At 68.4% G+C, this 21,401-nt stretch carries 17 protein-coding genes and 6 pseudogenes; 13 read left to right on the top strand and 10 right to left on the bottom strand.

All coding sequences use genetic code 11. The annotated features are described in order from the left end of the window. The first annotated feature begins 83 nt into the window (after positions 1-83). The 3 genes and pseudogenes from AB0D59_RS31365 to AB0D59_RS31355 all read left to right on the top strand — a co-directional run. Positions 84-443 (top strand): hypothetical protein, encoded by a 360-nt coding sequence (locus AB0D59_RS31365; RefSeq protein ID WP_362572535.1) that lies wholly within the window; start codon positions 84-86, stop codon positions 441-443. 139 nt (positions 444-582) lie between these two features. Beyond that, positions 583-1,734, top strand: coding sequence for a PLP-dependent cysteine synthase family protein (locus tag AB0D59_RS31360; RefSeq protein WP_362572533.1), 1,152 nt, complete (start codon positions 583-585; stop codon positions 1,732-1,734). Further along, a pseudogene (locus AB0D59_RS31355) lies at positions 1,731-2,302 on the top strand (MFS transporter); the annotation flags it as partial. The gene AB0D59_RS31360 and the pseudogene AB0D59_RS31355, both read left to right, overlap by 4 nt. A 243-nt stretch (positions 2,303-2,545) precedes the next feature. Here AB0D59_RS31355 and AB0D59_RS31350 read toward each other — a convergent pair. The 3 genes and pseudogenes from AB0D59_RS31350 to AB0D59_RS31340 all read right to left on the bottom strand — a co-directional run bounded on the left by AB0D59_RS31350 (position 2,546) and on the right by AB0D59_RS31340 (position 4,550). After that, a complete protein-coding gene (locus AB0D59_RS31350; protein ID WP_362572530.1) occupies positions 2,546-2,749 on the bottom strand; it encodes a cold-shock protein in 204 nt (67 codons plus the stop codon). A 587-nt stretch (positions 2,750-3,336) separates the two neighbouring features. Further along, positions 3,337-3,731: pseudogene (locus AB0D59_RS31345) on the bottom strand (ATP-binding protein); the annotation flags it as partial. 270 nt (positions 3,732-4,001) lie between these two features. Then, complete coding sequence (locus AB0D59_RS31340; RefSeq protein ID WP_362572527.1) at positions 4,002-4,550, bottom strand: HAMP domain-containing sensor histidine kinase; 549 nt, start codon at positions 4,548-4,550, stop codon at positions 4,002-4,004. A gap of 359 nt (positions 4,551-4,909) precedes the next feature. Here AB0D59_RS31340 and AB0D59_RS31335 point away from each other — a divergent pair, with 359 nt between their 5' ends. The 7 genes and pseudogenes from AB0D59_RS31335 to AB0D59_RS31305 all read left to right on the top strand — a co-directional run. Next, the gene (locus AB0D59_RS31335; protein ID WP_362572524.1) at positions 4,910-5,944 is read left to right on the top strand and encodes a Scr1 family TA system antitoxin-like transcriptional regulator; all 1,035 of its coding nucleotides are present in this window, start codon (positions 4,910-4,912) and stop codon (positions 5,942-5,944) included. A gap of 526 nt (positions 5,945-6,470) precedes the next feature. Next, positions 6,471-7,754, top strand: a complete 1,284-nt coding sequence (locus AB0D59_RS31330) for a site-2 protease family protein (RefSeq protein WP_362572521.1) — start codon at positions 6,471-6,473, stop codon at positions 7,752-7,754. 103 nt (positions 7,755-7,857) lie between these two features. Beyond that, on the top strand, positions 7,858-8,064 hold the full coding sequence (locus tag AB0D59_RS31325; RefSeq protein WP_362572519.1) for a hypothetical protein: 207 nt from the start codon (positions 7,858-7,860) through the stop codon (positions 8,062-8,064). 228 nt (positions 8,065-8,292) lie between these two features. Further along, a complete protein-coding gene (locus tag AB0D59_RS31320) occupies positions 8,293-8,667 on the top strand; it encodes an STAS domain-containing protein (RefSeq protein ID WP_362572516.1) in 375 nt (124 codons plus the stop codon). Positions 8,668-8,848: 181 nt separating this feature from the next. Continuing rightward, positions 8,849-9,826, top strand: coding sequence for a hypothetical protein (locus AB0D59_RS31315; RefSeq protein ID WP_362572513.1), 978 nt, complete (start codon positions 8,849-8,851; stop codon positions 9,824-9,826). Between the two features lie 508 nt (positions 9,827-10,334). Beyond that, on the top strand, positions 10,335-10,835 hold the full coding sequence (locus tag AB0D59_RS31310) for a transcriptional regulator (protein WP_362572510.1): 501 nt from the start codon (positions 10,335-10,337) through the stop codon (positions 10,833-10,835). Between the two features lie 65 nt (positions 10,836-10,900). Then, positions 10,901-11,362, top strand: a pseudogene (locus AB0D59_RS31305) (IS21 family transposase); the annotation flags it as partial. A 760-nt stretch (positions 11,363-12,122) separates the two neighbouring features. On the opposite strand, the gene AB0D59_RS31300 reads toward AB0D59_RS31305, so the two are convergent. The 3 genes and pseudogenes from AB0D59_RS31300 to AB0D59_RS31290 form a co-directional block, all read right to left on the bottom strand. Beyond that, complete coding sequence (locus AB0D59_RS31300) at positions 12,123-12,323, bottom strand: DUF317 domain-containing protein (RefSeq protein ID WP_362573003.1); 201 nt, start codon at positions 12,321-12,323, stop codon at positions 12,123-12,125. 277 nt (positions 12,324-12,600) lie between these two features. Continuing rightward, positions 12,601-12,651 (bottom strand): annotated as a pseudogene (locus AB0D59_RS31295) (hypothetical protein); the annotation flags it as partial. Positions 12,652-12,801: 150 nt separating this feature from the next. Further along, positions 12,802-14,310 (bottom strand): SulP family inorganic anion transporter, encoded by a 1,509-nt coding sequence (locus AB0D59_RS31290; RefSeq protein ID WP_362572507.1) that lies wholly within the window; start codon positions 14,308-14,310, stop codon positions 12,802-12,804. Between the two features lie 398 nt (positions 14,311-14,708). Between AB0D59_RS31290 and AB0D59_RS31285 the strand changes: the two genes are divergently transcribed. Beyond that, entirely contained in the window at positions 14,709-15,119 is a 411-nt protein-coding gene (locus AB0D59_RS31285) for a MerR family transcriptional regulator (protein WP_362572504.1), read from the top strand. 34 nt (positions 15,120-15,153) lie between these two features. On the opposite strand, the gene AB0D59_RS31280 is transcribed toward AB0D59_RS31285, so the two are convergent. The 3 genes from AB0D59_RS31280 to AB0D59_RS31270 form a co-directional block, all read right to left on the bottom strand. Then, a complete protein-coding gene (locus AB0D59_RS31280) occupies positions 15,154-15,564 on the bottom strand; it encodes a hypothetical protein (protein WP_362572501.1) in 411 nt (136 codons plus the stop codon). Between the two features lie 942 nt (positions 15,565-16,506). Continuing rightward, positions 16,507-16,878, bottom strand: coding sequence for a DUF6415 family natural product biosynthesis protein (locus AB0D59_RS31275; protein WP_362572498.1), 372 nt, complete (start codon positions 16,876-16,878; stop codon positions 16,507-16,509). Between the two features lie 189 nt (positions 16,879-17,067). After that, complete coding sequence (locus tag AB0D59_RS31270; RefSeq protein WP_362572496.1) at positions 17,068-18,219, bottom strand: IS30 family transposase; 1,152 nt, start codon at positions 18,217-18,219, stop codon at positions 17,068-17,070. Here AB0D59_RS31270 and AB0D59_RS31265 point away from each other — a divergent pair. Beyond that, positions 18,218-18,604: pseudogene (locus tag AB0D59_RS31265) on the top strand (hypothetical protein); the annotation flags it as partial. The gene AB0D59_RS31270 and the pseudogene AB0D59_RS31265 sit on opposite strands and share 2 nt — an antisense overlap. 19 nt (positions 18,605-18,623) lie before the next feature. Here the strand turns inward: AB0D59_RS31265 and AB0D59_RS31260 are convergent. Continuing rightward, positions 18,624-20,313 (bottom strand): annotated as a pseudogene (locus tag AB0D59_RS31260) (ISAzo13 family transposase). A 123-nt stretch (positions 20,314-20,436) separates the two neighbouring features. On the opposite strand from AB0D59_RS31260, the gene AB0D59_RS31255 reads away from it, so the two are divergent. Then, positions 20,437-21,263, top strand: a protein-coding gene (locus AB0D59_RS31255; RefSeq protein WP_362572493.1) for an IS5 family transposase whose coding sequence is annotated in 2 segments (ribosomal slippage) — positions 20,437-20,797 and positions 20,797-21,263 — 828 coding nt in all. Because the reading frame shifts where the segments join, the coding sequence is not laid out codon by codon here. The last annotated feature ends 138 nt before the right edge of the window (positions 21,264-21,401 follow it).

The following is a 21,401-nucleotide window of genomic DNA, read 5'->3' as shown; positions in this document are numbered from 1 at the left end:
CGTACTCTGTGTGCGTGATCGGGGCGCGGAACAGCACAAGGGCCCACGAAGGGGTTGGTCGCGTCGGGCCCCTCCTGGGACTCGTGCTGCTCGTGTTCGCCCACCTCGCGGGTGCCGTGCATGGTCCGGCCTTCACGGGACCTCAGTGGGCACTCCCGATCGCCTCCTGCGCCCGGGCCGAGTGCCACACCGACGACGGGGCCGGTCATCCTCCCGAGCGCGACCACAGGGCCGACGGGCACATCGACCATGCCGCCGATCGCCCCAGGGCCGTCGCGGACGACACCGTCGCCGATCCGGGGCAGGGCGGAGCGGACGCCACACCCGCACCGTCCGCCGCCGCCGGCACCGCGCGCACAGTCCTGTGGCCCCGCCCCACCCGGCACCCCGCCGCGGCGCACCACGGCCGCGCCCTCGCGTTCCACTGCGTCTGGCGTCTGTAGGCACCACGAGCACGCCCGGCCTCGCCGCGACCCATGCCCCATGCGGTCGGCGGCCCCGGCCGGGCCGTGTCCGTGCGTCCTGACCCGTGACGACCGCACCCCGCCACTCCCGCGCGCGGTGCGAAGGAGCCGTACGCCCATGCACCTCTCCCTGCTCAAGCCCTTCGACCCCCTCACCACCCACCCCTCCGTCGCCGCCCTCGCTGCCCATGCCCCGCTCCCGGTGATCGCGCAGCACCCCGCCCAGCTCGTCGGCAACACGCCCGTCCTGTGGATCGACGCCCCCTTCGCCCCGCCAGGCCGCGGCTTCTACGCCAAGCTGGAAGGAGCCAACCCCGGCGGTATCAAAGACCGTCCCGGCCGGCACATGGTCCGCGAAGCCCGCCGGCGCGGTGAACTCGCGCCCGGGGCACCGATCGTCGAATCGTCCAGCGGCACCCTCGGCCTCGGACTGGCCCTGGCCGGGCTGACCCACGGACACCCGGTCACCGTGGTCACCGATCCGGGCATGGAGCCGTCGATGGTCCGGCTGCTGACCGCACTCGGCGCACACGTCGAGCAGGCGGCCCGTCCCCACCCCGAGGGAGGCTGGCAGCAGACCCGCCGCGAGCGCGTCGCCGCGCTGCTGGCCCGCACACCGGGCGCGTACTGCCCGGACCAGTACCACAACCCCGACAACGTCGCCGCCTACCGCCCACTCGCCGCCGAGCTGCTCGCCCAACTCGGACGCATCGACGTCCTGGTGGCGGCGGTCGGCACCGGCGGCCACTCGGCCGGCGTCTCGACGGCCCTGCGCACCGCGCTTCCCGCGCTCCGGCTGATCGGTGTCGACTCCGTCGGCTCGACCATCTTCGGCCAGCCCGCCGCACCCCGCCTCATGCGCGGCCTGGGCTCCAGCATCCACCCCGCCAACGTCGACTACGACGCCTTCGCCGAGGTCCACTGGGTCGCCCCGGCCGAGGCGGTGTGGGCCTGCCGTCAACTGGCCCGGCGACACTACGCGTCGGGCGGCTGGAGCGTCGGCGCGGTCGCCCTGGTGGCCGGGTGGGCGGCGCGGACCTCCCCGCCGGGCACCCGGATCGCGGCGGTCTTCCCGGACGGCCCACACCGCTACCTGGAGACCGTCTACAACGACGCCTGGTGCCGCGAACACAACCTGCTCGGCCAGCAGCCGCCACCCGAGCCGGACGAGATCACCGCACCGGACGAGCACATGGTGACCGGCTGGACCCACTGCGGCCTGGTCCGCGACCCGCTGGGCCGCGAGCGGGCGACGGCGGTCGTCCGATGAGGGGACTGCGGACCCGGCTGACATCCTTCGACCGTCCGGCACGACTGCTGATGGCGAACCAGTTCGCCATCAACCTCGGCTTCTACATGCTGATGCCCTATCTCGCCGACCACCTCGCCCATGGCCTCGGCCTCGCGGCCTGGACGGTCGGCCTGGTGCTCGGCGTGCGCAACCTCTCCCAGCAGGGCATGTTCCTCGTCGGCGGAACACTCGCCGACCGCTACGGCTGCAAGCCGATGATCCTGACCGGCTGCGCGCTGCGCACGGTGGCCTTCGCGCTGCTCGCCGTGGCCGACAGCCTGCCGGTGCTGATCGCCGCCTCCGCACTGACCGGCTGGCGGGAGCCCTGTTCAACCCGGCCGTACGCGCCTACCTGGCCGTCGAGGCGGGCGAGGAGCACAGGGTGGAAGCCTTCGCCGCGTTCAACGTCTTCTACCAGGCCGGCATCCTCGTCGGCCCGCTCGCCGGACTCGCCCTGCTGACCTGGGACTTCGATCTGGTGTGCACGGTCGCCGCACTCATCTTCGGTGCGTTGGCCGTCTTCCAGGCCCACGCCCTGCCTCACCGCCCCCCGGCGGACCGACACGCGGCGCCCCCCCTGGCGGGCGGTCGCCGCCGACTGGAGGCAAGGCCGGTCCGCCTACCAGCGTGAGGTGAGTGGGCTCCGCCCTTGCCCCGGTGAACATCAAAGATCATCATGTGATGGACTAGGCCCGGCCTGGGACACCGGCCCGCTGCCCGCATACGGCAGGCAGCGGCCCGGGCGGCCTCAAGTCGGTGTTCCGTGCCGGGCCTTGCCGCACCGGCGGGATCAGGCGGGGTGGATGTTCTCCGCCTGGGGGCCCTTCTGGCCCTGGGTGACGTCGAACTCGACCTTCTGGCCTTCCTGCAGCTCGCGGAAGCCCTGGGCGGCGATGTTGGAGTAGTGGGCGAAGACGTCGGGGCCGCCGCCCTCCTGCTCGATGAAGCCGAAGCCCTTCTCGCTGTTGAACCACTTGACAGTGCCCTTGGCCATGGCCGTCTCCTTCGAGGGAAACCGGGCCCGCGCCCTGCGTGCCCGGGAGGTGATCGCCCTGGTCCGGAGAGGCGCTGAAACAGCAAGAACGCCCGTGATGGCGATCACGGGCGAACGGGACTTCGGAACCACGACTGCTGGTCACGACGCTACACCCCGGGGGGTGGCCGCCGCTAGCGAGAAGGCGCCCGCCCCAGCGCCCGGCCTGCCGGTGTACTCCCAGGCATCGGCCACCCCGCACCGTCGCCCGGGGCTGGTGCCTCGCGTGCGGCCGGGCGGCGGCGTGGATCGCGTGGATCCTCCATGCCGCAGTTGGTCATCGACGCCGGCCTTCCCGACGGGCTGACCCATGCTGCCGAGGGAGGCCGCACCCTGCTCGCCCGCCCTGACGCCGAAACAGCTGCGCGGGGGCTCGGTCTGCCTGCGGAGCGCCTCTTCTGGCCAACGGGCCTACCACCAGCGGCGCGTCACCGAGCCGTAGCCCGGTGAACTGGAGCAGAGTTCCGCCGCGGTGAACGATTGTGTCAGGTGAAGCGCTGGCCAAGTGCTGAGGGCAAGGAGCAACCGTAGCGGGCGATCGTCTTCCCCGAGAAGCCGGCCCGGCAGGCGGCGACGGCCAGAGCGACGGCGATGTGTGTCTTGCCCACCCCCGGCGGCCCCAACAGAGCCGCGTTGGCCTTGGCCTCGACGAACGAGAGAGTCGCCAGGTCCTTGACCTTGCGCGGGTCGAGGTCGGGCTGGAAGGAGAAGTCGTAGTCGTCCAGCGTCTTGTGGTGCGGGAGCTTCGAGAACAGCAGAGACCGGCGGAAGCGGCGGTCGTCCCTCACCGCGAGTTCCTCGGACAGCACCAGGTCGAGGAAGTCGAGTAACCGAGCTTGCCCTCCTCTGCCCGGCGGGCCAACTCATCGACACCGTCGGCGAGATGGGGCAGGCCGAGCTTGGTGGCCGTGGTGCGGATGCCGGTGCCGGTCAGCTTGCTCAAGACGGTTCCTTAGCTGTCGGGGCGGGAGGTGAAGGGCTTGGTGCCGGTGAGTTCGTCATAGACCGACAGCGGTCGGCGGCCGACCTCGATCCGGGTCGCCGCGGTCCGGGCAAGATGATTGGCTGTTCGAAGCCAGCATTGCGTACGGTCGCCGCCACGGACGCCATGAACAGCGGTGTGGCCGTGACCTTGCCCTGCCCGATGAACTGGGCCGCCTGGTCGCCGTCCTGGGACGTCGGACGGGATGCTCGGTTTCGATAGAGCAACGACTCAGTGCGCCGGGGCCGTTGCCCGCGTCGGCCGTGGTGAGCCGTCGCCGGCACGCGTCAGCCCGTGGGCCAGGGGGTGCAGGCAGACCCGGGCGTCCAGGCCGCCGTCAGGGGCGGGGTGCAGGGTGATCTCTCCGCCTGAGGCGCGGACCAGGGGGCGGACGATGGGCAGGCTGAGGCCGGTGCCGTCGTGGTGGGAGTCGGAGGCTCGCCAGAACCGGTCGAAGGCCCGCTCCCGGTCCGCCGGCGGCATGCCGGGGCCCTGGTCGATGACGTGCGGCTCGGCGCCGGGAGCGCGGGTGAGGGTGGTGCCGGGCGGGGAGACCCGCAGCGCGTTGGCCACCAGGTTGTCGATGACCTGCTCCAGGGCGCCCGGGATCGCCCAGACCCGGCCCGCCGTCGTTCTGGTGACGGCGAGTATGACGTGCTGTTCGGCGGCGAGCGACTGCCACATCGCCGCGCGGTCGGCCAGCATGGCGTCCAGGTCGGTCGGTTCCGGGGTGGTGGCGGTGTTCCCCAGGCGGGCCAGGGCGAGCAGCCCATGCACCATGCGCCCCAGCCGCTCGACGTCGCCGACGGCTTCGTCCAGGCTGTCGTGGGCGCGTGGGTCGAGGTAGGGCTCGCACTTGTGCGCCGGAGCGCGCCCCCGCCACCTGCGTGGCCTTGGACGCAGGGCCCCCGGCGCCGTCTGGTGGGCCTGTTGGATGCGAGACTGTTTCTTCCCCTTTGGCGATCGGTTTTCAGCCGATTACATGATCCAAGGGAGAGGATGTTTCCGATTCCGTCTTGCCTGTCGGATCTGTCGTGCACGATGAGCGCCGTCGTGCTCACTGTGCGCAAGGAGGGGATGTGAGTCGGAGGTCGGCAGCCGCTGCGGGTTCCGGGGATCCGCTGAAGTCGGTGCTTCGTGTGCGGTATATCAGGGACGAGATCGTCCCGTCCGCGCCGCGGATGGTGCTGGGCAACGCGTTGTGTGCCCGCCGTACGGCCATCGGTCTCAAGCAGGAGGACGTCGCTCGGCTGCTGGGCGCGTCGGTTTCCAAGGTGAGCCGTATCGAGACCGGGCAGCACCAGTTCAAGGAGCAGGATCTCGCCCGCTTCTTCGTCATCTACCAGGTCACGGATCCTGTGGAGCAGGCCCAGCTTCGGGAACTGGCGCAGGTGGCCAACCAGCAGCCGTGGTGGCAGCCGTGGTCGGGGGTGGCGCAGAAGCATCTCCAGGCAGTGGTGAGTTTTGAGGACATGGCGCAGCGGATCAGGGTGTATGAACCGCTGCAGCTGCCGGGTCTGCTGCAGACGGAGGGCTACGCGCGTGCCGTGATCGCCGGCGGCAGCGCGGATGTACATCAGCGCCAGTCCCTGGTTTCCCGCTGGCCAGGGCCGTCCCGGCCTGGTGAACGGCCAGGAGAACGCCCTCGCGACATCCAGCCCTCTCCCAGACGAAAATGGGGGGAGGAGCGAGCGATGGCGCGGATGTTCGTCGACGGCGATGACCTGGTCGTCCACCTGGGGTGGCTGGAAAGGGCAGCCGCCCGCCGCAGCGACCTGCGGGTGCCGCTGACGGCGGTGTGCCGGGTGACGGTCGAAGCCGACTGGTGGCGCACCCTGCGCGGGGACCCGCGGCGCGGCCTCTGGATTCCCGGGGCTCGGTGCATCGGAACACGCGGCCACCTCGCCGGGACGGACTTCGTGGCCGTCCGCCCCGGCAGACCCGTCGTGTGCGTCGAACTCCGGCCCACCGCCCCCTTCCGTCTCCTGGCGGTGTCCGCACCGACCCGTGAGGAGGCCAGCACCACGGCTCAATGGCTCGACCGAACCGCACCGGAGATCGACACATCCACACCCTGCCGACAGCCGCTTCCAGTACCCGAGGAGACCCCTGGGACGAGTACGTCGCGCCGCCTGTCCGCCGAGCGGTGTAGCGACCGGGACCATCCAGGCTGAACCGTGCCCCGGGCGAGGTACGAGCCGCACTCCGCAACACGCGCGAACTCGCTGGAGGGAGCGCCTGATCACCGTGTGCCGGCTTCGCCGTACCCGTCCGCATGCCTTCCGCGATTCACAGCCTGCGAACAAGCCGTAGGAAGACCACCTGCGCAGCGGTCTCATCCGCACCCGGCACTTGTCGGACGCCGCGAGGCATCCCCGTACGACGCCGAACCTAGGACGCGACGGCCGGGTCCAGCCGCTCCGGCAGCCTGACAGCCTCGTTCGCCACCGCTGCGGAGCGGTGAGTTCACGGCTGCGGTAGAAGGCTTCCTGCTCCTCGACGACATAGGGGAACGTGGCGCGCGCTGCTCAACCTCCGGCTGTCAGGCCCGCCACGAGTCGCATGCCTCGACGGCTTCCCGCATCGCCGCATCCCGAGCGCCTCTGGTCCGGCCTGCCCGCCCCCCCTGCGCCCAAGGTCCGAAATATTTCGTGTGCCCAACAGCGGACGTTTCCGGTCGCGGGAGCCGGAGGCGGACAATTGAAGACGGCGGCGGAGTGCGGTCGCCGGGTGCGGCTGTCGGCGGTGATGGCGATGAAGGGTGCGGTCCGGCTCGCAAGTGTCCGCGGGGTGGCGGTGCAGGCGCACTGGAGCGTGCCGCTGATCATGCTGTTCCTCGCGTATGGCCTGGCCGACCGGACACTGCCTGCCTACGCGCCCGGCTTGGCGCCGGTGGTGTACGCGGTCGCCGGGGCGGCCGGTGCCGTGCTGTTGCTGGCGAGCCTGGTGGTGCACGAGGGGGCTCATGCTTTGACGGCCCGCCGAGCGGGGTTGCCCGTGCGGGACGTGACGCTGTGGGCTCTCGGTGGACTGACCCGCATGGACCGGCCGGCGACAGCCCGGGCCGCCTTCGCGGTCGCCGTCAGCGGGCCGCTCGCCAGCCTGCTGCTCGGCGGCATCGGATGGGGTGCGGCGGTCGCCGTTCAAGCGACTCTGGGCTGGCGGATTGCGGTTGCCGTGCTGGGCTGGTTCGGTGGCATGAACCTGCTGCTGGGCGTCTTCAACCTGCTGCCCGCCGCGCCCTTGGACGGAGGCCGGCTGCTCCTGGCGGCGCTGTGGCGGCTTACCGGGGACCGTGAGCGGGCGCAGCGGGCCGCCGGGCGCAGTGGCCAGGTCGTCGGCATCACACTGGCCGTCCTGGGGTGGCTGGCGTTCGCGAGGGGGGTTACGGGCGGATTGTGGCTGATCGTCGTCGGTGTGTTTGTCGGGGTCGCCGCTGCGGCCGAACGTCGATGGGCGGAGCTGGTCACCGGCCTGCGCGGGGTTCGGGTGGAGCAGGCGATGACCGTTCCGGTGGTCACCGGTCCCGACTGGCTGACCGTGGACGGCTTCCTGTCCGAGGCGGCAGCCCAGTCCGGGCACTCGGTGCTGCCGTTGCTGGACTTCGACGGTCACCTCAGCGGTGTCGTACAGCTGCGCCGGCTGGTCGGCATGCCGCCCGGGCAGCGGCAATCGGCGCGCGTACGCGATGTCGCGGTACCGCTGGCCGCGTGCACGCTCGCCAGCCCGGACGAACTGCTGACCTCCGTGCTGGAGCGTGTCGTGGCCGGTGGCGGACTGCCCATCCTGGTTCTGGACGACGACAGGTTGCGCGGGATCATCACCGCACACGACATCGACCGCGCTCGCCGACGCCCGCGTCCGTCCCCGCGCTCGGGGGCGCCGCTGCAACCCCCGGGCGGTCGCAGCCGCCACGCAGCCGACCCGGGCCTGCGGCAGTCCCGGCACCGGCCGGACCAGGGCGACGTGGGTCGGCCTGCGTGAACCGGACGCTGGACCTTTGGCTACCCCCTGGTCCTCGGGGTCGTCGCCGGGGCCTGCTTGCTGCTGAACAGCAACTTCCAGCGCAAGGGGCGGCTGTGACGTCATGCCCGAGGACGGCCCGCCGGTCACCACCGCCATCTACGTCCGCGACGAGTACTCCGGCGTCTACGTCGCTGTGGGCGCCATCTACTTCGTCTGGAACTCCGACACCAAGTCGATCGACGTCGCCGACGCCTCGAATGTCCCCGAGAATCTGGACTACTCGCGAGACGGCCGCAACCAGTTCACCTTCAAGCTCACCGGGGACTAGGAGCCGACGGCGTCGCGCAGGCGACGAAGGGGCCGGAGCGTCTCGCGCTCCGACCTCTTCCCGCAGAAGCAGAGACAGCAGTGGCCGACTATCTCTGAAGAAAGCGGCCAACCGTCGTTACCGCCCTGGCAGCCCGCCGCCCAGGGCGTCGTCCCGACCTTGGGCTGTTGGGCAACCCTGGAGAGACGCGTAATCCCGACGTCACGGCCCGCGGGGCGTACTGGCCTTATGAGTCGCGCCGACGGCAACGACAAGACGCCATTCGCGTCCGTCAACGGCTTTGCCACCGGACCGGCCACGGTAGTGCAGTACGAACGGAACGGGGCCTGGGTCGTCGTCGCTCACGGCGCCTTCGACATGAACTCAATCTCACCACTGGCCGAGGCGATGGAGATCGTAGCCCAACAGCATCCCAGAGTCGTGGTCGACACCTCCGGTGTCTCCTTCGCGGACTCGACCTTCCTGAACATACTGCTGCACATCCGGCGGCTGACCGAGTTGCGCGTGGCCGCGCCGACCCGCCAACTGCTCCGCATCCTGGAGATGACCGGAGCCGACACGGTGCTCGACGTGCGCGCGACGGTGGAAGACGCCCTGGCTTGACCCCCGTAGCACCATCAACGGCGGACCCTAAAGTTCACTCCCGCCACCAGGCCAGGCCGTCTCGGACCAGGATCACCCGGTACAGCGGCCGGCCTCCAGCCCCTCGATGGTGCCCCGCCGGGAACGGATCTTGGCTGGCGCGCGCCGCGCGGCCGCAGCTTTGACTGTCGAGACAGTCAACATGACGCAGCCCGCGATCAGACAGACGACGCAGAATGCAAGCGAGAAGGTGGCTGACACCAGTAGGAGGGCCCCCGAAAGATCGAATCCATGCGTGAAAGCGCATGGGACATGGGTGCAGGTGGAGAAGCTTGCGATGTCCGAATCGATCTTCAGGGAGTTGTTCGTGAAATTCATTCCATCTTCCAGGCCGCGGCGCGCGGTTCTGGTGTCTGCGATGGCGGCCGCGTCATTCCTGTCGCCGGGTACCGCGTCCGCAGCGCCTGCTGCCCAGGTGCAGACGTTTGCCTCACCCGGCACGCACACCTTCACCGTGCCGCAGGACGTCAGTCAGATCCGCATCGTGGCTCTGGGCGGCGGCGGAGGAGGAGGCGGGGGTGGGGGCAACAACGGCGATTCCTTCAGCGGCGGAGGAGGGGGCGGCGGAGGCAGCTCGGCCGTGGTGTCGTGCCTCATCCCCGTCAAGAGCGGATCGAAGATCTCCCTCACGGTCGGCAGCGGCGGAGTGGGAGGCACGGGCGGAAGCGGCATGGACAATGACGGTGCCTGGGGTAAGAACGGTTCCAACACCACCGTAGATGTCGGCGGGAAAACCCTGGCATCCGCCGAGCACGGCTGGGAGGGGCCCGGCGGCGATGCATCCGGATTCTGGGCCAGCGGTTTTGGCACCCGCGGAGGAGGGGGCGGCGGCGAAGCGGCAAGCCGGTGCGAGGGCACCGACCGCACCATCACCCCGGGCAACGGCGGCACGGGCGGCCAGGCCGGAAGTACCAACTATCGCGGTGGGGGCGGCGCTGGCGGCACGCCCCCGCAGCGCCCCGACAGCTGCCCTACCGCCGGCGTGGGCGGTCATGGAGGAATCGGCGCCGGCAGCGTCGGCGCGTCCAATGTCGGCCGCCAGGCGTCTTCCACCCCCGGCTACGAGGGGAACGAGGGATGCGTGGTTCTGACCTACACCACGGACGCCGGATCCTCCTGACGCCGGGGCTCAACGTAGCGTGTCCGCACGATGCTGCCGGGGACGTGTGGCGGCGGGGGTGGTATGAGGGCCCCCAACGGGTCGGGGCCGATGGACAGTCCGATGCTGTCGTTGTCCCTGCTGGCCGGGACCCGCAGGGTCAGATCCTGCCGGGGTCAAGGCCCCAACTGTTCTTGAGTTAGCTCGGGGCGGTTGACGAGATCCTGTCCGATCGGTTGATCGGGCGGGATCTTGGCATGTGCTGGGCTGGTTCGAGGCGGTGTCCGGTACTCGGACCCCGGTCTCGTTCCACACGAGCGACATCAAAACCCGCCTACATCGTCTGATGGCGATATTTGAAAGTCCCCACCCCGTGCTCAGCGGTGGGGCAAACCTGCTCGGTTGATCTCCCCACCCTTCGTGTGATCTCGGTCGGCGTGTCGGGATGGCCGGTTGGAGCGATGGCAAGCCTGCGTGGGCAACGAGTTCGGCCTCTTCGGAGGGCTGAGTGCTCACGTGGGAGGAAGACTTGGATGCGCACGCACTGCGTCGCCAGGGTTGGACAATCTCGGCGATCGCCCAGCATCTGGGCCGTGACCGCAAGACGATCCGCGCCTACCTGAACGGCGAGCGCGTCCCGCAGCAGCGTCGGCAGGCCCCGGACGCGTTCGTGCCGTTCCTGGATTACTGCCGTCAACGCCTCGCAGACGACCCGCACTTGTGGGCCTCGACCCTGTTCGACGAGATCGTCCAGCTCGGCTACGCAGGCGCCTACTCGACCTTCACCCGAGCGCTTCGCCGCTTCGACGTCCGGCCGCACTGCGAGCCCTGCCACGCCTCGCAGGGCCGGGACCGGGCGGTGATCGAGCACTCACCGGGCGAGGAGATCCAGTTCGACTGGATCGAGCTCCCTGACCCACCCGCTGCCTGGGGCGTCGGGGCGAACACGCACCTGCTGGTCGGGGCACTCGCTGTCGGCGTACACATGAACGTCCCCACCCGCGTACGGATGAACGTCCCCAGTTCTTGACGTGTTGAGGGGCCGCGTTCGGCACTCTGCTGCATGTCGGTGTGGGTGGCGAAGGGTGGTCGGGGGTGGTTTTGGATCCACGTCGCTGGTTGGAACTGCGGCGTTTTCGCGGCCTGTTGGAGTCCGGGGCAATGAGCCTTTCGGAGATTTCCAGGGAGACCGGGCTGGACCGCAAGACGGTCCGCAAGTACCTCTCGGCGCTGGGGCCGGCGACTCCGCCGCGGCGGTCGACGAACGGGCGGTCGTTGGCGAGAGTGATCGACGAGTTCGCACCGCTGATCGATTCGATGCTTCGGGCAGAGGTTTTAATGAAGGCCGCGGTCATCCACGAGCGGCTGGCCAGGGAGTAGGGGTTCACGGGCAGCTATCAGCGAGTCAAGCTCTACGTTCAGGAAGCCCGCCCGAGGATCGCCGAGGAGCTTGGGATCACGCCGCGGGAACTGGCGGGCATGCACCGACGGTTCGAGGTGATTCCAGGGGCCCAGGCCCAGGTCGACTGGGGTGACGAGGGGAAGATCCTCGCGCATGGCGGCTCTGCTGTCTGGATCCAGTCCGGAGCGTCTGGCGGGATGAAAGGAATCTGTTCCCGATCGCCGGTCAGAAGGCGGTGGAACCAGACCCCCAACTGGAAGCAATGCTTGACTCTGCGCAGGGCTTCTCGCTCAAGAGTGAAGTCTGTGTCCATGGATTCGGACACGGGGCGCCGAAGAGCATCGAACATCAGCCGTACTGGTTCGTCGAGGAAGCCGGCCCGCGCAAGCGCGTGCACCCTGTTGGCCTGATCGTCCTTGCCGACCGTGATGCCAGATCGCCGGACCAGGGCCGTCGCGAGTGTCTCCCCGAACTGACGCCCCTTGAGTAGCGTGATGCTCGGGTCAGTGAAGAGGTTTACCTCTGCGCTTGCTCCGTACAGCACCAAGAGAGGCTCGTGAGGCAGCAAGAAACCGAAGTTTGCGGATCGAGCGGCCAGCTCCCTGACCCGCGTGTCGATCGGGCCACGCCCCTGGCTCACGAAGCCCTCCACATTCGCTCAGCCGCCCAGCGCTTTGCTCCTGCCCTGGCGGTGACAAAGGTACCGAACACCAGGCGTGCTGTCGGTAGGCAGCTATCCCGATCTTGTCATGGGCTCCCCGGCGACACACCGCAGCGACAGAGGATCCTGCCCTGGATACTCCGTGTATCCCGCCTGGCCACGGTCTCCGGCCCCTTGAGCCCTCGGCTCGGTTCCGGAGCACCGGAACACAGCGCGGATGTGCCGTCGCTGTGAGTACGGGCGGGCGCGACAGGTCAGCGAGGAGATCTGACTCGGGCGGGATGTGGTGGTGGCGTGGGCAGGGGTGTTGCGCTGATCCGGCTGGTCTGCCGCTCACCGTAATGGGGCCTGTTCTGGCGCGTGCCGGTGCCATGGGCGAGGTTCTCGGCGAGGTTGGCCAGCAGCGCGGCGGGTGTGTAGGGGGAGGCCGTGATGGCCCAGGTGGGACGGTCGATGCTGGCGTCGGCCCAGATGGTCCAGGTGGCGAGGGTGCTGTGGGGGGTTTGGGGCGGCGAATGCGTCGAACTGGACGCCGGCGTCTCCTTGGAGAGTTGCCCAGCGGATCCAGCGTCCGTCCACGGTGTGCTTCCAGCCGGCGTCGGTGAGGGCGCGGGTGGCTGCGGTGACGGTCTTGTCGCCGACGGGGCTGCCGACCGAGGTCTCCCAGGCGTCGTCTTCCTCGGCGAGCCCGTTCAAAAGGGTCTGAAGGACGGGGGCCGGGGTGGCGCCGGTCATGGTGAGGTGCCACATCCGGTCGGAGACGGGGCTTTCGTACGCTGCGATGGTCCAGGCCGTCTCGCGGGGATCGGCCTCGTGGACGCGTTCGACCCGCAGAGTTTGTGATTCGTGGATGGCGTGGGTGGTGTCGTCGGACCAGGTGCGTTCCCTGTCAAGTTGTGCGTGTCGACAGGGTGGGAGCGGACCGGCCGCCGGTCAGTGACCGGCGGTGAGTTCGCCGCTGAGCGTCTTGTGCAGGTCGGCGCTGGGCCGGTTCAGGCCGATGATCTCGACGCTCTTGCCGCGCTGGGCGTACTTGGTCTCGATCGCATCCAGGGCTGCGACCGAGGAGGCATCCCAGACGTGGGTGGCGGACAGGTCGATGACGACCTTGTCCGGGTCGGTGGCGTAGTTGAACCGGGTGACCAGGTCGTTGGAGGAGGCGAAGAAGAGTTCGCCGGTAACGGAATAGACGACCTGGCCTCCGTCGGGATCGGTGACCGACGTGACGTTGGCCAGGTGTGCGACGCGCTTGGCGAAGATCACCATGGCGGTGATGGAACCGACGACGACGCCGATGGCGAGGTTGGAGGTGGCGACCACGATGGCGACGGTGATGACCATGACGGTGATTTCGCCGGCGGGCATTCGCTTGAGGGTCTTGGGCGCGATGGAGTGCCAGTCGAAGGTTGCGAAGGACACCATCACCATCACCGCGACGAGGGCGGCCATGGGGATGTCGGAGACGACCGGGCCGAAGACGATGCACAACACCATCAGGAATGAGCCCGCCAAGAAGGTGGACACGCGGGTGCGGGCGCCGGAGACCCGTACGTTGATCATCGTCTGGCCGATCATGGCGCAGCCGCCCATGCCGCCGAAGAAGCCCGTGACGATGTTGGCGATGCCCTGCCCGATCGACTCGCGGGTCTTGTTGGAGCGGGTGTCGGTGATGTCGTCGACGAGCTTCGCGGTCATCAGCGATTCCATGAGACCGACGAGCGCCATGGCGAGCGCGTACGGGGCGATGGTGGTCAGTGTGTCGAGCGTGAACGGAACGTCGGGCAGGCCCGGCACCGGCAGGGAGGAGGGCAGGTCGCCCTTGTCGCCGACGGTCGGCACCGCGATCCCGGCGGCCAGGGTGATCACGGTGAGGATGACGATGGAGGCGAGCGGCGCCGGGATCACCTTGGTGACCTTCGGGAAGAACACCATCAGCAGCAGCCCGCCGATAATCAGCGGATAGACGGCCCAGGGGACGTCGTGCATCTCGGGGACCTGCGCCATGAAGATCAGGATCGCGAGGGCGTTGACGAAGCCGACCATCACCGAGCGCGGCACGAACCGCATCAGCTTCGCCATGCCGAGCGCGCCCAGGACGATCTGGAAGACACCGGCCAGGATCACGGCCGCGACGAGGTAGCCGAAGCCGTGCTCGCGGTTGAGCGGGGCGATCACCAGAGCGACGGCACCGGTCGCAGCGGAGATCATCGCGCGACGGCCACCGACGATCGAGATCGTGACGGCCATGGTGAAGGAGGCGAACAGACCGATCGCCGGATCGACACCCGCAATGATCGAGAACGAGATCGCTTCGGGAATCAGGGCGAGCGCGACGACCAGGCCGGCGAGGACCTCGGTGCGCCACACCTTCGGGTCGGAGATCCAGTCGGGCTTGAGGCCGCGCAGCCGCGCGATGGCGGGCACAGTTGTGGATGCAGACAAGAGAGGCAGTACCTGTCATGGTCGGGCACGCCGGGCGTCACCGGTGTGTGCGGGAAGACGCAGGAAGGCCGGGCTGGCCTTCCGCGAAGCCCGCATGCGGCGGGCTGAAGTCAGAGGGCAGCAGCGAGCACCGGGCGTGCTGTTGCTGCCGGGCGAAGGGTCACGGCGGGCAGGCAGCGGCGCGAGTGATCGTGGGCATGCGCACGCTTTCTCCTGCAGGTCGGTCTTCGCTGGGGACGCCGTCGGCCCCGACACGGCAGTACGGAACCGGATCCCGCACCATGGAGTGCTGGGACGACACAGCTGTGCCAGCACCAGAAACTGTACCCTAACGTTACGGTAGAGATCGAAGCGGTTCTGCGGCAGACGGCAGGACGGACTATGCGGAAGGCAGGCGCGTGAGCGGCGAGCACATGCAGATCGGCGAGGTCGCCGCGCGGACCGAGCTGTCGCTGCGCACCATCCGGCACTACGAGGAGACCGGTCTGGTCATCCCCTCCGCCCGCTCCCAGGGCGGCTTCCGCCTCTACACCGACGCTGACGTCTCCCGCCTTATGGTCATCCGTCGCATGAAGCCGCTCGGCTTCACGCTGGAGCAGATGCGGGACCTGCTCCAGGCCACTGACCGTCTCGACAGCGCCGATGCGCTCGACGCCGACGAGCGTGAAATCCTGATGGGCCGCATCCGTGACTACCAGCAGGCAGCCGCCGACCAGGTCGACAAGCTGCGCGTCCAGCTCGCCCGAGCGGAGGAGTTCGCCGCGGACCTCACCACCCGCCTTCGGCCTTCCGGCGCCGCCCGTCCCTGAAGCACACGCCACCAGGGCCGCAGGTCGCTGCGGACTATCCGGCGGATGCGGTGAGCCGCAGCAGCGGACGGAATCGCTGAAAGGTGGTGCTCACCAGCCCGGGCCATGCGTGCGCCCGCTGCCACTCCTCGTTGGCCTCCAACTCGGCCGGCCGCTGCGCGATGGCCCTGGCATGTGCGTCGGCCGAAGTCCACAACGCGTAGTTGAACACCTGGGCCCCTTCGGCGCTGACGTAGAAGTTCGCGGACAGTAGTCCGTCTGCCGACGGTGTGTCGGCGCTGCCCTGGAACATCGCCTCCACCAGTCCCTTTGCCCGGCCCAGGTCAGGGCTGTCGAAAACGCGGGTGACCAGCACGACGCAGGCGGCCCCGGCGGCTGGTCCGTAGGCGGGCGAGCTGCGGCGCAACGTGCCCGCGACCACGCCGACACGCTCGATCCCCGGCACTACCGCGTCGACTTCCTGCTTCCAGGTCAGGTCCTGGGCCGGATGTCGCTCAGATCCTCGACCTGGGAGAAATGCGCCAGCGTCGTTCCGTCGTCGGCGCCCAGCACCTCATACGAGCCCAGTCCGCGGCCGGGCCAGGGCCTGTCCCGCCACGCGCCGGCGATGGCCTCGGCCGTGGCCTGCTCCGACCCACCCAGCCCGGCGCGGGAAGTCCCTCGGCGCCAAACCCGCGCAGCCCCACGTCCACCCAGAGCCGGAACGCCCGAGGCGTCAGCCAGTGAACGTTGCCGCCCCTGGCGTCCTTCGCCTTCCCTTCCGGCACCTCCACGATCTGTCCATGACGGCCCACCACCTGGTGCAGCGGGACCGGGTTGCGCGGCACGAACTCATTCCCCGGCTTCGTCGCCCACGTGTACAAGCTCATCAGCGCGGCCAGTTCACGATTCCACTTGTTCCCGCCCACCCGCACCGGGTTGACCGCCGATGTTCGTCGCCAGAACTCGAAGTCTTCGACATCCGACTCCACCGCCTGCGTCCAGACCTTCCCGCGCTGCCACAGGAAGTTGAGGAACAGACAGTCGTCCGTGATGTAGTTCCGCTTCGTCTCCCTCGTGTATCCCCGGAACGGGCTACTGCGCGTGTACAGGCTGAGGAGCTCGTCGACGCGGTAGTCCGGTGCCAGAAGAATCGGATCACCGGGGCGGATCTTTCAGGCATTGGGATGCTCGTCAGGGTGGGGGTGGCTAGGCGTGCTGCGGCGTGAGGACGAGCGAATCACCGCGGTGCCGGCGCTCGGTGGCTACCGGAGCGGGGGACGCCCGTTCTGACTCGGCCAGGAGTCCTCGTCCTGCGAAGTGGCGTAGTCGGTGCGGTGACTACGACGGAGAGCCAGCTACGCCACGGGGCCGAGAATCAACGCGATTAGAACGGCTCCGGTGTCGGTCATGTGCGGGGCACCGACGCGGCCAGAATCAAGGAGGCGAAGGCGAGCGCAAAGACCGCGCTGCGCAGCACGTTGACCCCTGGCTTCCACGAGCGCCGCCTGCCCGGCCGCGCGAGGGCATCGCCATGGGTCTGCACGGCAGCGATAAGATCTTGGGTTGCCTCGGCCAGCCTGACCAGATGAACCCGGCTGGGCATGTAGCCATTGGGGAGGCCACCCGAGCAGAGCTGCTGCGCACGGAGCAGGGCCGGCTCTTGCGAAGAAGTCAGGGCTCCGAGCTGGCTGACGTGTCCTCGCAGCCGCAGTGCGAGGTCCTCCACATCGGCGGCAGTCTCGGGCAACGGTGAGTCCTCGCCCAGCACAAACGTCACCGTCTCCGTCGCGGAGGCCGCCTGGTCCCGTCGCAGGATGGGTTCACCAAGGGCGTGGCTTCTCCGAACCTGATCACTGCGTTGGCAGGACGCCCGGCGAAGGGCCAGCGAGGGACGCATGACGCAACTCCTATATGAATCAGGCCAACTTGAGCGGGGGCGGTTTCGTGTGACGGTTGCGAATTGACCCTATTGCAAGGCTATGCCCCAGTCTCGCATGGCCTCCTTCGGAGTGCGGTCGCCGAGGGCCATTCGGGGCCTGTTGTTGAGTTGACGGGTGACGTCCCTCAGGTTGCGGATGCCGTGGACCGCGAGGTCAGACCCTTTGGGAAAGTACTGCCGCAGCAGGCCGTTGGTGTTTTCGTTGGTCCCGCGCTGCCAGGGCGAATGGGGGTCGCAGAAGTAGATCCGGAACCCCGTCAGCTGCTCTATCTCTTCGTGCAGTACGAGCTCGCGGCCCTGGTCCCAGGTCAGGGTTCTGCGCACCCTCGCCGGGAGATCTGCGGTCTGTGCGGTGAGAGCGTCACGCATCGGGCCGGCCTTCCACCCGTCAGGGAGATGGATCAGACGCACGAAGCGGGTGGCCCGGTCGACCATCGTCCCGATCGCCGACCGCTGTCCACCGCCGATGATGAGATCACCCTCCCAATCCCCTGGCCTGGAGCGGTCGTTGACTATGGCGGGGCGGTCGCGGATCAAGGTCATGTTCTTGATCTTGTTGGGTGAGGGAACGCCCCGGCGCTGCTTCTTGCGTCGGGTTCGCCCAGTCCGCAGCCTGCCCTGACGCCGGCCCAGGAGCCCGGCGAAGAGCCCGCGATAGATCGTCTCGGCGCACGCGTGCATCTGCGGCTCGTCGGGGTACTGCCGCCGGAGGTAGCGGGAGATCTGCTGCGGCGACCACTTCTCGTCGATTTTCTCGCGGACCACGATGAGCAACGGGGCATGGTCGCGGATCTTCTCAGTTTTCGGACGCTGCCTGCGAAGCAGTGCCTGATTCTGCGCCCACCAGGGGTCGTAGCTTCCGTCCTCCTTCTTTCCCCGGGCGATCTCCCGGTAGACGGTGGACGTGCTCTTCCCGATCGCGGCGGCGATCGTGGTGGGCGGCTTCCCGGTGCGCAGGCCGTCGGCGATGGCGATGCGGTCGTCCTGGGTGAGGAAGCGTGGCGAGACGGAGACATCAGGGATGATCATGCTTCCAGCTTCTATGAACCACTTGGATCCACAGCTGGTGGATACGCCCACTTGGCGGGCTGCCGCAGCCCCCTTCAACCCCTGACGCACCAGCTCGAAGTACTGCCGCCTGGCGGCAGTGGGCTTGCGGTTGGCTCCTCCACGAGGCATGCGAACGATCTCCTTCCGCAGCGTTCGCAACCATCGATGGAATTCAAGGGGGAACGCAGTGCACTGCAGTCCACCGACGTGCAAGGTGAGTGACCCGGCGGCTACGTTGAGCGAACCGCGAATCCCTGCCGGGGGGTATGCCTACGAGGCCCTCAAGGCCGTCAAAGGCGTCAAAGATCATTTCGGAACCGAGGGGCAGTCCATGGCCCGTGAGAGAAACGTCGCCCTTGCCGCACTCCTGCGCGAAGCGGGCTGGTCCCAGCCCCAAGCAGCCGCCGCGGTCGCGCGCGTTGCCGCGGAGAGCGGTATGCCCGAACTGGAGGCCATTTCCCGCTCCCACATCGCCATGTGGGTCCAGGGCACGAATCCCAGTGGACGAGCGCCTCCTTAGGGCATGCAGATCTTTAACTCGTCTTTTTGACCTTGGTCTTGGCGGGGTCGGGAGCGAGGAACGTCGCGACGTCGGCTGGTGTGCGAAGGCGGGCGGTAGAGGTGCTAATGGGGTGGCCGTGTGCTTCGAGGAGTGGGTGGACTTCCTGTTTCGCGCGGCTGATGGTCATGGCGGTGACGCCGAAGAGTTGGCCCAGGAGGTCCATGGTCGCGAGTTTGCGCAGGTGGAGGATGGTGACCAGGACCCGGTCGGCTCGGGTGAGCTTGGCTTTGGCCTGTGCCGGGGGCCACCAGGCGCTCGTGCCCGCGACGTGTGCGGAGTACTTGCTCGCGTTGAAACTCCAGCGCTGGAGTCAGCGCGTCGATGAGCTCGCTGAGCTGCTGGCGGGTCATCCCGGTCAGTTCTGGGTCCTGCAGCGAACGCCGCGTCAGGCGAGGCTGTCTGCCCGTCGAGGCTTGGTCTGACGTGCTGTCGGTCGTCGCCTCGTCCAGCTGATGCTGGGGGTGGAGGGTGTAGTTCCAGTCGCCGTGGAAGCGGTGCCGGGTGATCGGAAGGGCGGCGATCTGGTCGTCGCTGACTTGGATGCCGGTGGGGTAGGGGTTGGTGTCGAGTTCGGCGTGCACGGTCAGGCCGGTTTTGGTGGTGGTCGCTGCGATGCTCTGGACGATGACTTCGTGGCTGGTCAGGGGCCTGCCGCGCCAGTTCATGGTGATGTGGGAGAACAGTCGGTGCTCGATCCGGTTCCACTTCGATGTGCCGGGAGGCAAGTGGCAGACGGTGATGGTCAGGCCGGACTCGGCGGCGAATTCGGCGAGTTCGGTCTTCCAGGTGCGGGTGCGATAGCCGTTGGAGCCGCCCGCGTCGGCGGTGATCAGCAGCTGGCCGGCCGTGGGATAGGCGGCCCGCCCTGCTGCATTCCACCAGCGGCGGATCGATTCGACGGCGAATGCGGCGGTGTCGTGGTCGGTGCCCACGTTGACCCAGCCGGTGTTCGCGGCGACGTCGTAGATGCCGTAGGGCACTGCTCTGCCCAGCTCGCGGTCGGGGAAGTCGTGGGTGTCGACCCGTACCGGCTCTCCTCTCGGCTCCCATTCACGGCCGTTGTTCTTGAACGGGCCGACCAGTTCCTTCTTCTTCGTGTCCACACTGATCACCGGCGCCCCGCCGTCCTGGTGGGCGAGGGCCTGTTCGTTGAGGTACTTGAACTGCGCGTCCCGGTCGGGATGCTGCTTGCCCTCCAGAGTCTTGGCGTTGCTCTGCAGGCTGAAGCCCTCCTCGCGCAGGAGGTCGCCCACCGTGTCCGCACAGATCCTGTGACCCTGCCGGGTCAGTTCCTCGGCGAGCTTGCGGGTGGACTTGGTGGTCCAGCGCAGCGGCGACATGGGATCCCCGCGGACGTCGGGCTCGACCAGCGTGAGAAGCGCCTCCCGAGCGGCCGGGTTCCGGTCGGCGACGCGCTTGCGGCCGCCGCCGGGCCGACGGGCGCGCCCCAACGGGGCTTCTCCGGAGGCGAGTTCATGTATTCCGGCAGACACCCTCGCCTCACGGACGCCGGCGGCGCGGGCGACCGCTCTGATCCCGCCGTGACCGAGAGACTGGGCCTCCGCTCCTATCAACAGGCGACGCTGACGCTCGTCAAGGTGCGGCAGTATCGCCTCGAACTTCGCCGCCAGCGCGGCCCGTTGCTCTTCCAGCCCGCTCATGCCGGATCAACGAACCACCGAACAGAAAGCCACGAGTTAAAGATCTGCACGCCCTTAGAACTCCTAACAGAATGCTGCAACTCACCTTGGAATGTTGGTGTCTGATGGGTTGTTAGCCTGCATGTGAGAAGGGGTGAGCAGCCGTCATGGATCGTGCCGGATGGGCTGTGGGCGCGGATCGAGCCGTTGCTGCCGGTTGTACCGCGCCGAACGGATCACCCGGGCCGCAAGCGTCTGGACGACCGGAAGGTGCTGTCGGGCATCCTGTTCGTGCTGTACACCGGTATTCCGTGGGAGTTCTTGCCCCAGGAGCTGGGCTTCGGCTCCGGCATGACCTGCTGGCGGCGTCTGCGTGACTGGAACGACGCGGGAGTCTGGCAGCGTCTGCACGAGTCGCTCCTGGCCGAGCTGAACGCCGCCGGCGCGCTGGACTGGTCGAGGGCGGTGATCGACGGCTCGCACGTCAGGGCACTCAAAGGCGGCCCAAAACAGGACCGAGCCCGGTCGACCGTGCCCGAACAGGCTCCAAGCATCATCTGATCACCGAAGGGCACGGCATCCCGCTGGCGGTATCGCTGACCGGCGGAAACCGCAACGACGTCACCCAGCTCATCCCCCTGATCCAAGCCGTCCCGCCCGTACGCGGCCGGCGCGGACGGCCCCGACAACGACCGGTCGCGCTCTACGCCGACCGCGGCTACGACCACGACAAGTACCGCAAGCAGGTGCGGGCCCTGGGGATAACCCCGTTGGTCGCGCGGCGCGGCGTCGAGCACGGTTCCGGGCTGGGCGTGCACCGCTGGGTGGTCGAGCAGAGCTTTGCACTGCTGCACTGGTTCCGCCGGCTACGCATCCGCTGGGAGATCCGCGACGACATCCACGAAGCCTTCCTCAGCCTGGCCTGCGGCATCATCTGCTGGCGCCGACTGGTCAACCTCTCACTTTGTTAGGAGTTCTTATCCTGCGTGAGACGCTGTCCTGTATTGCCCTGTGAGACACCTCACGCGGCTAAGTGTCAAGCTGCGGTGGCAAGTTGGGTTGGGAACGCGGTCTGTTCGTCGAACAGTTCGTGTTTCTGGAGGCAGTGG

It is taken from the genome of Streptomyces sp. NPDC048417 (genome assembly GCF_040651615.1).
Taxonomy (GTDB): domain Bacteria; phylum Actinomycetota; class Actinomycetes; order Streptomycetales; family Streptomycetaceae; genus Streptomyces.
Note: the sequence above shows the minus strand (reverse complement) of the source record. Positions and strands in the feature narration are given on the sequence as shown.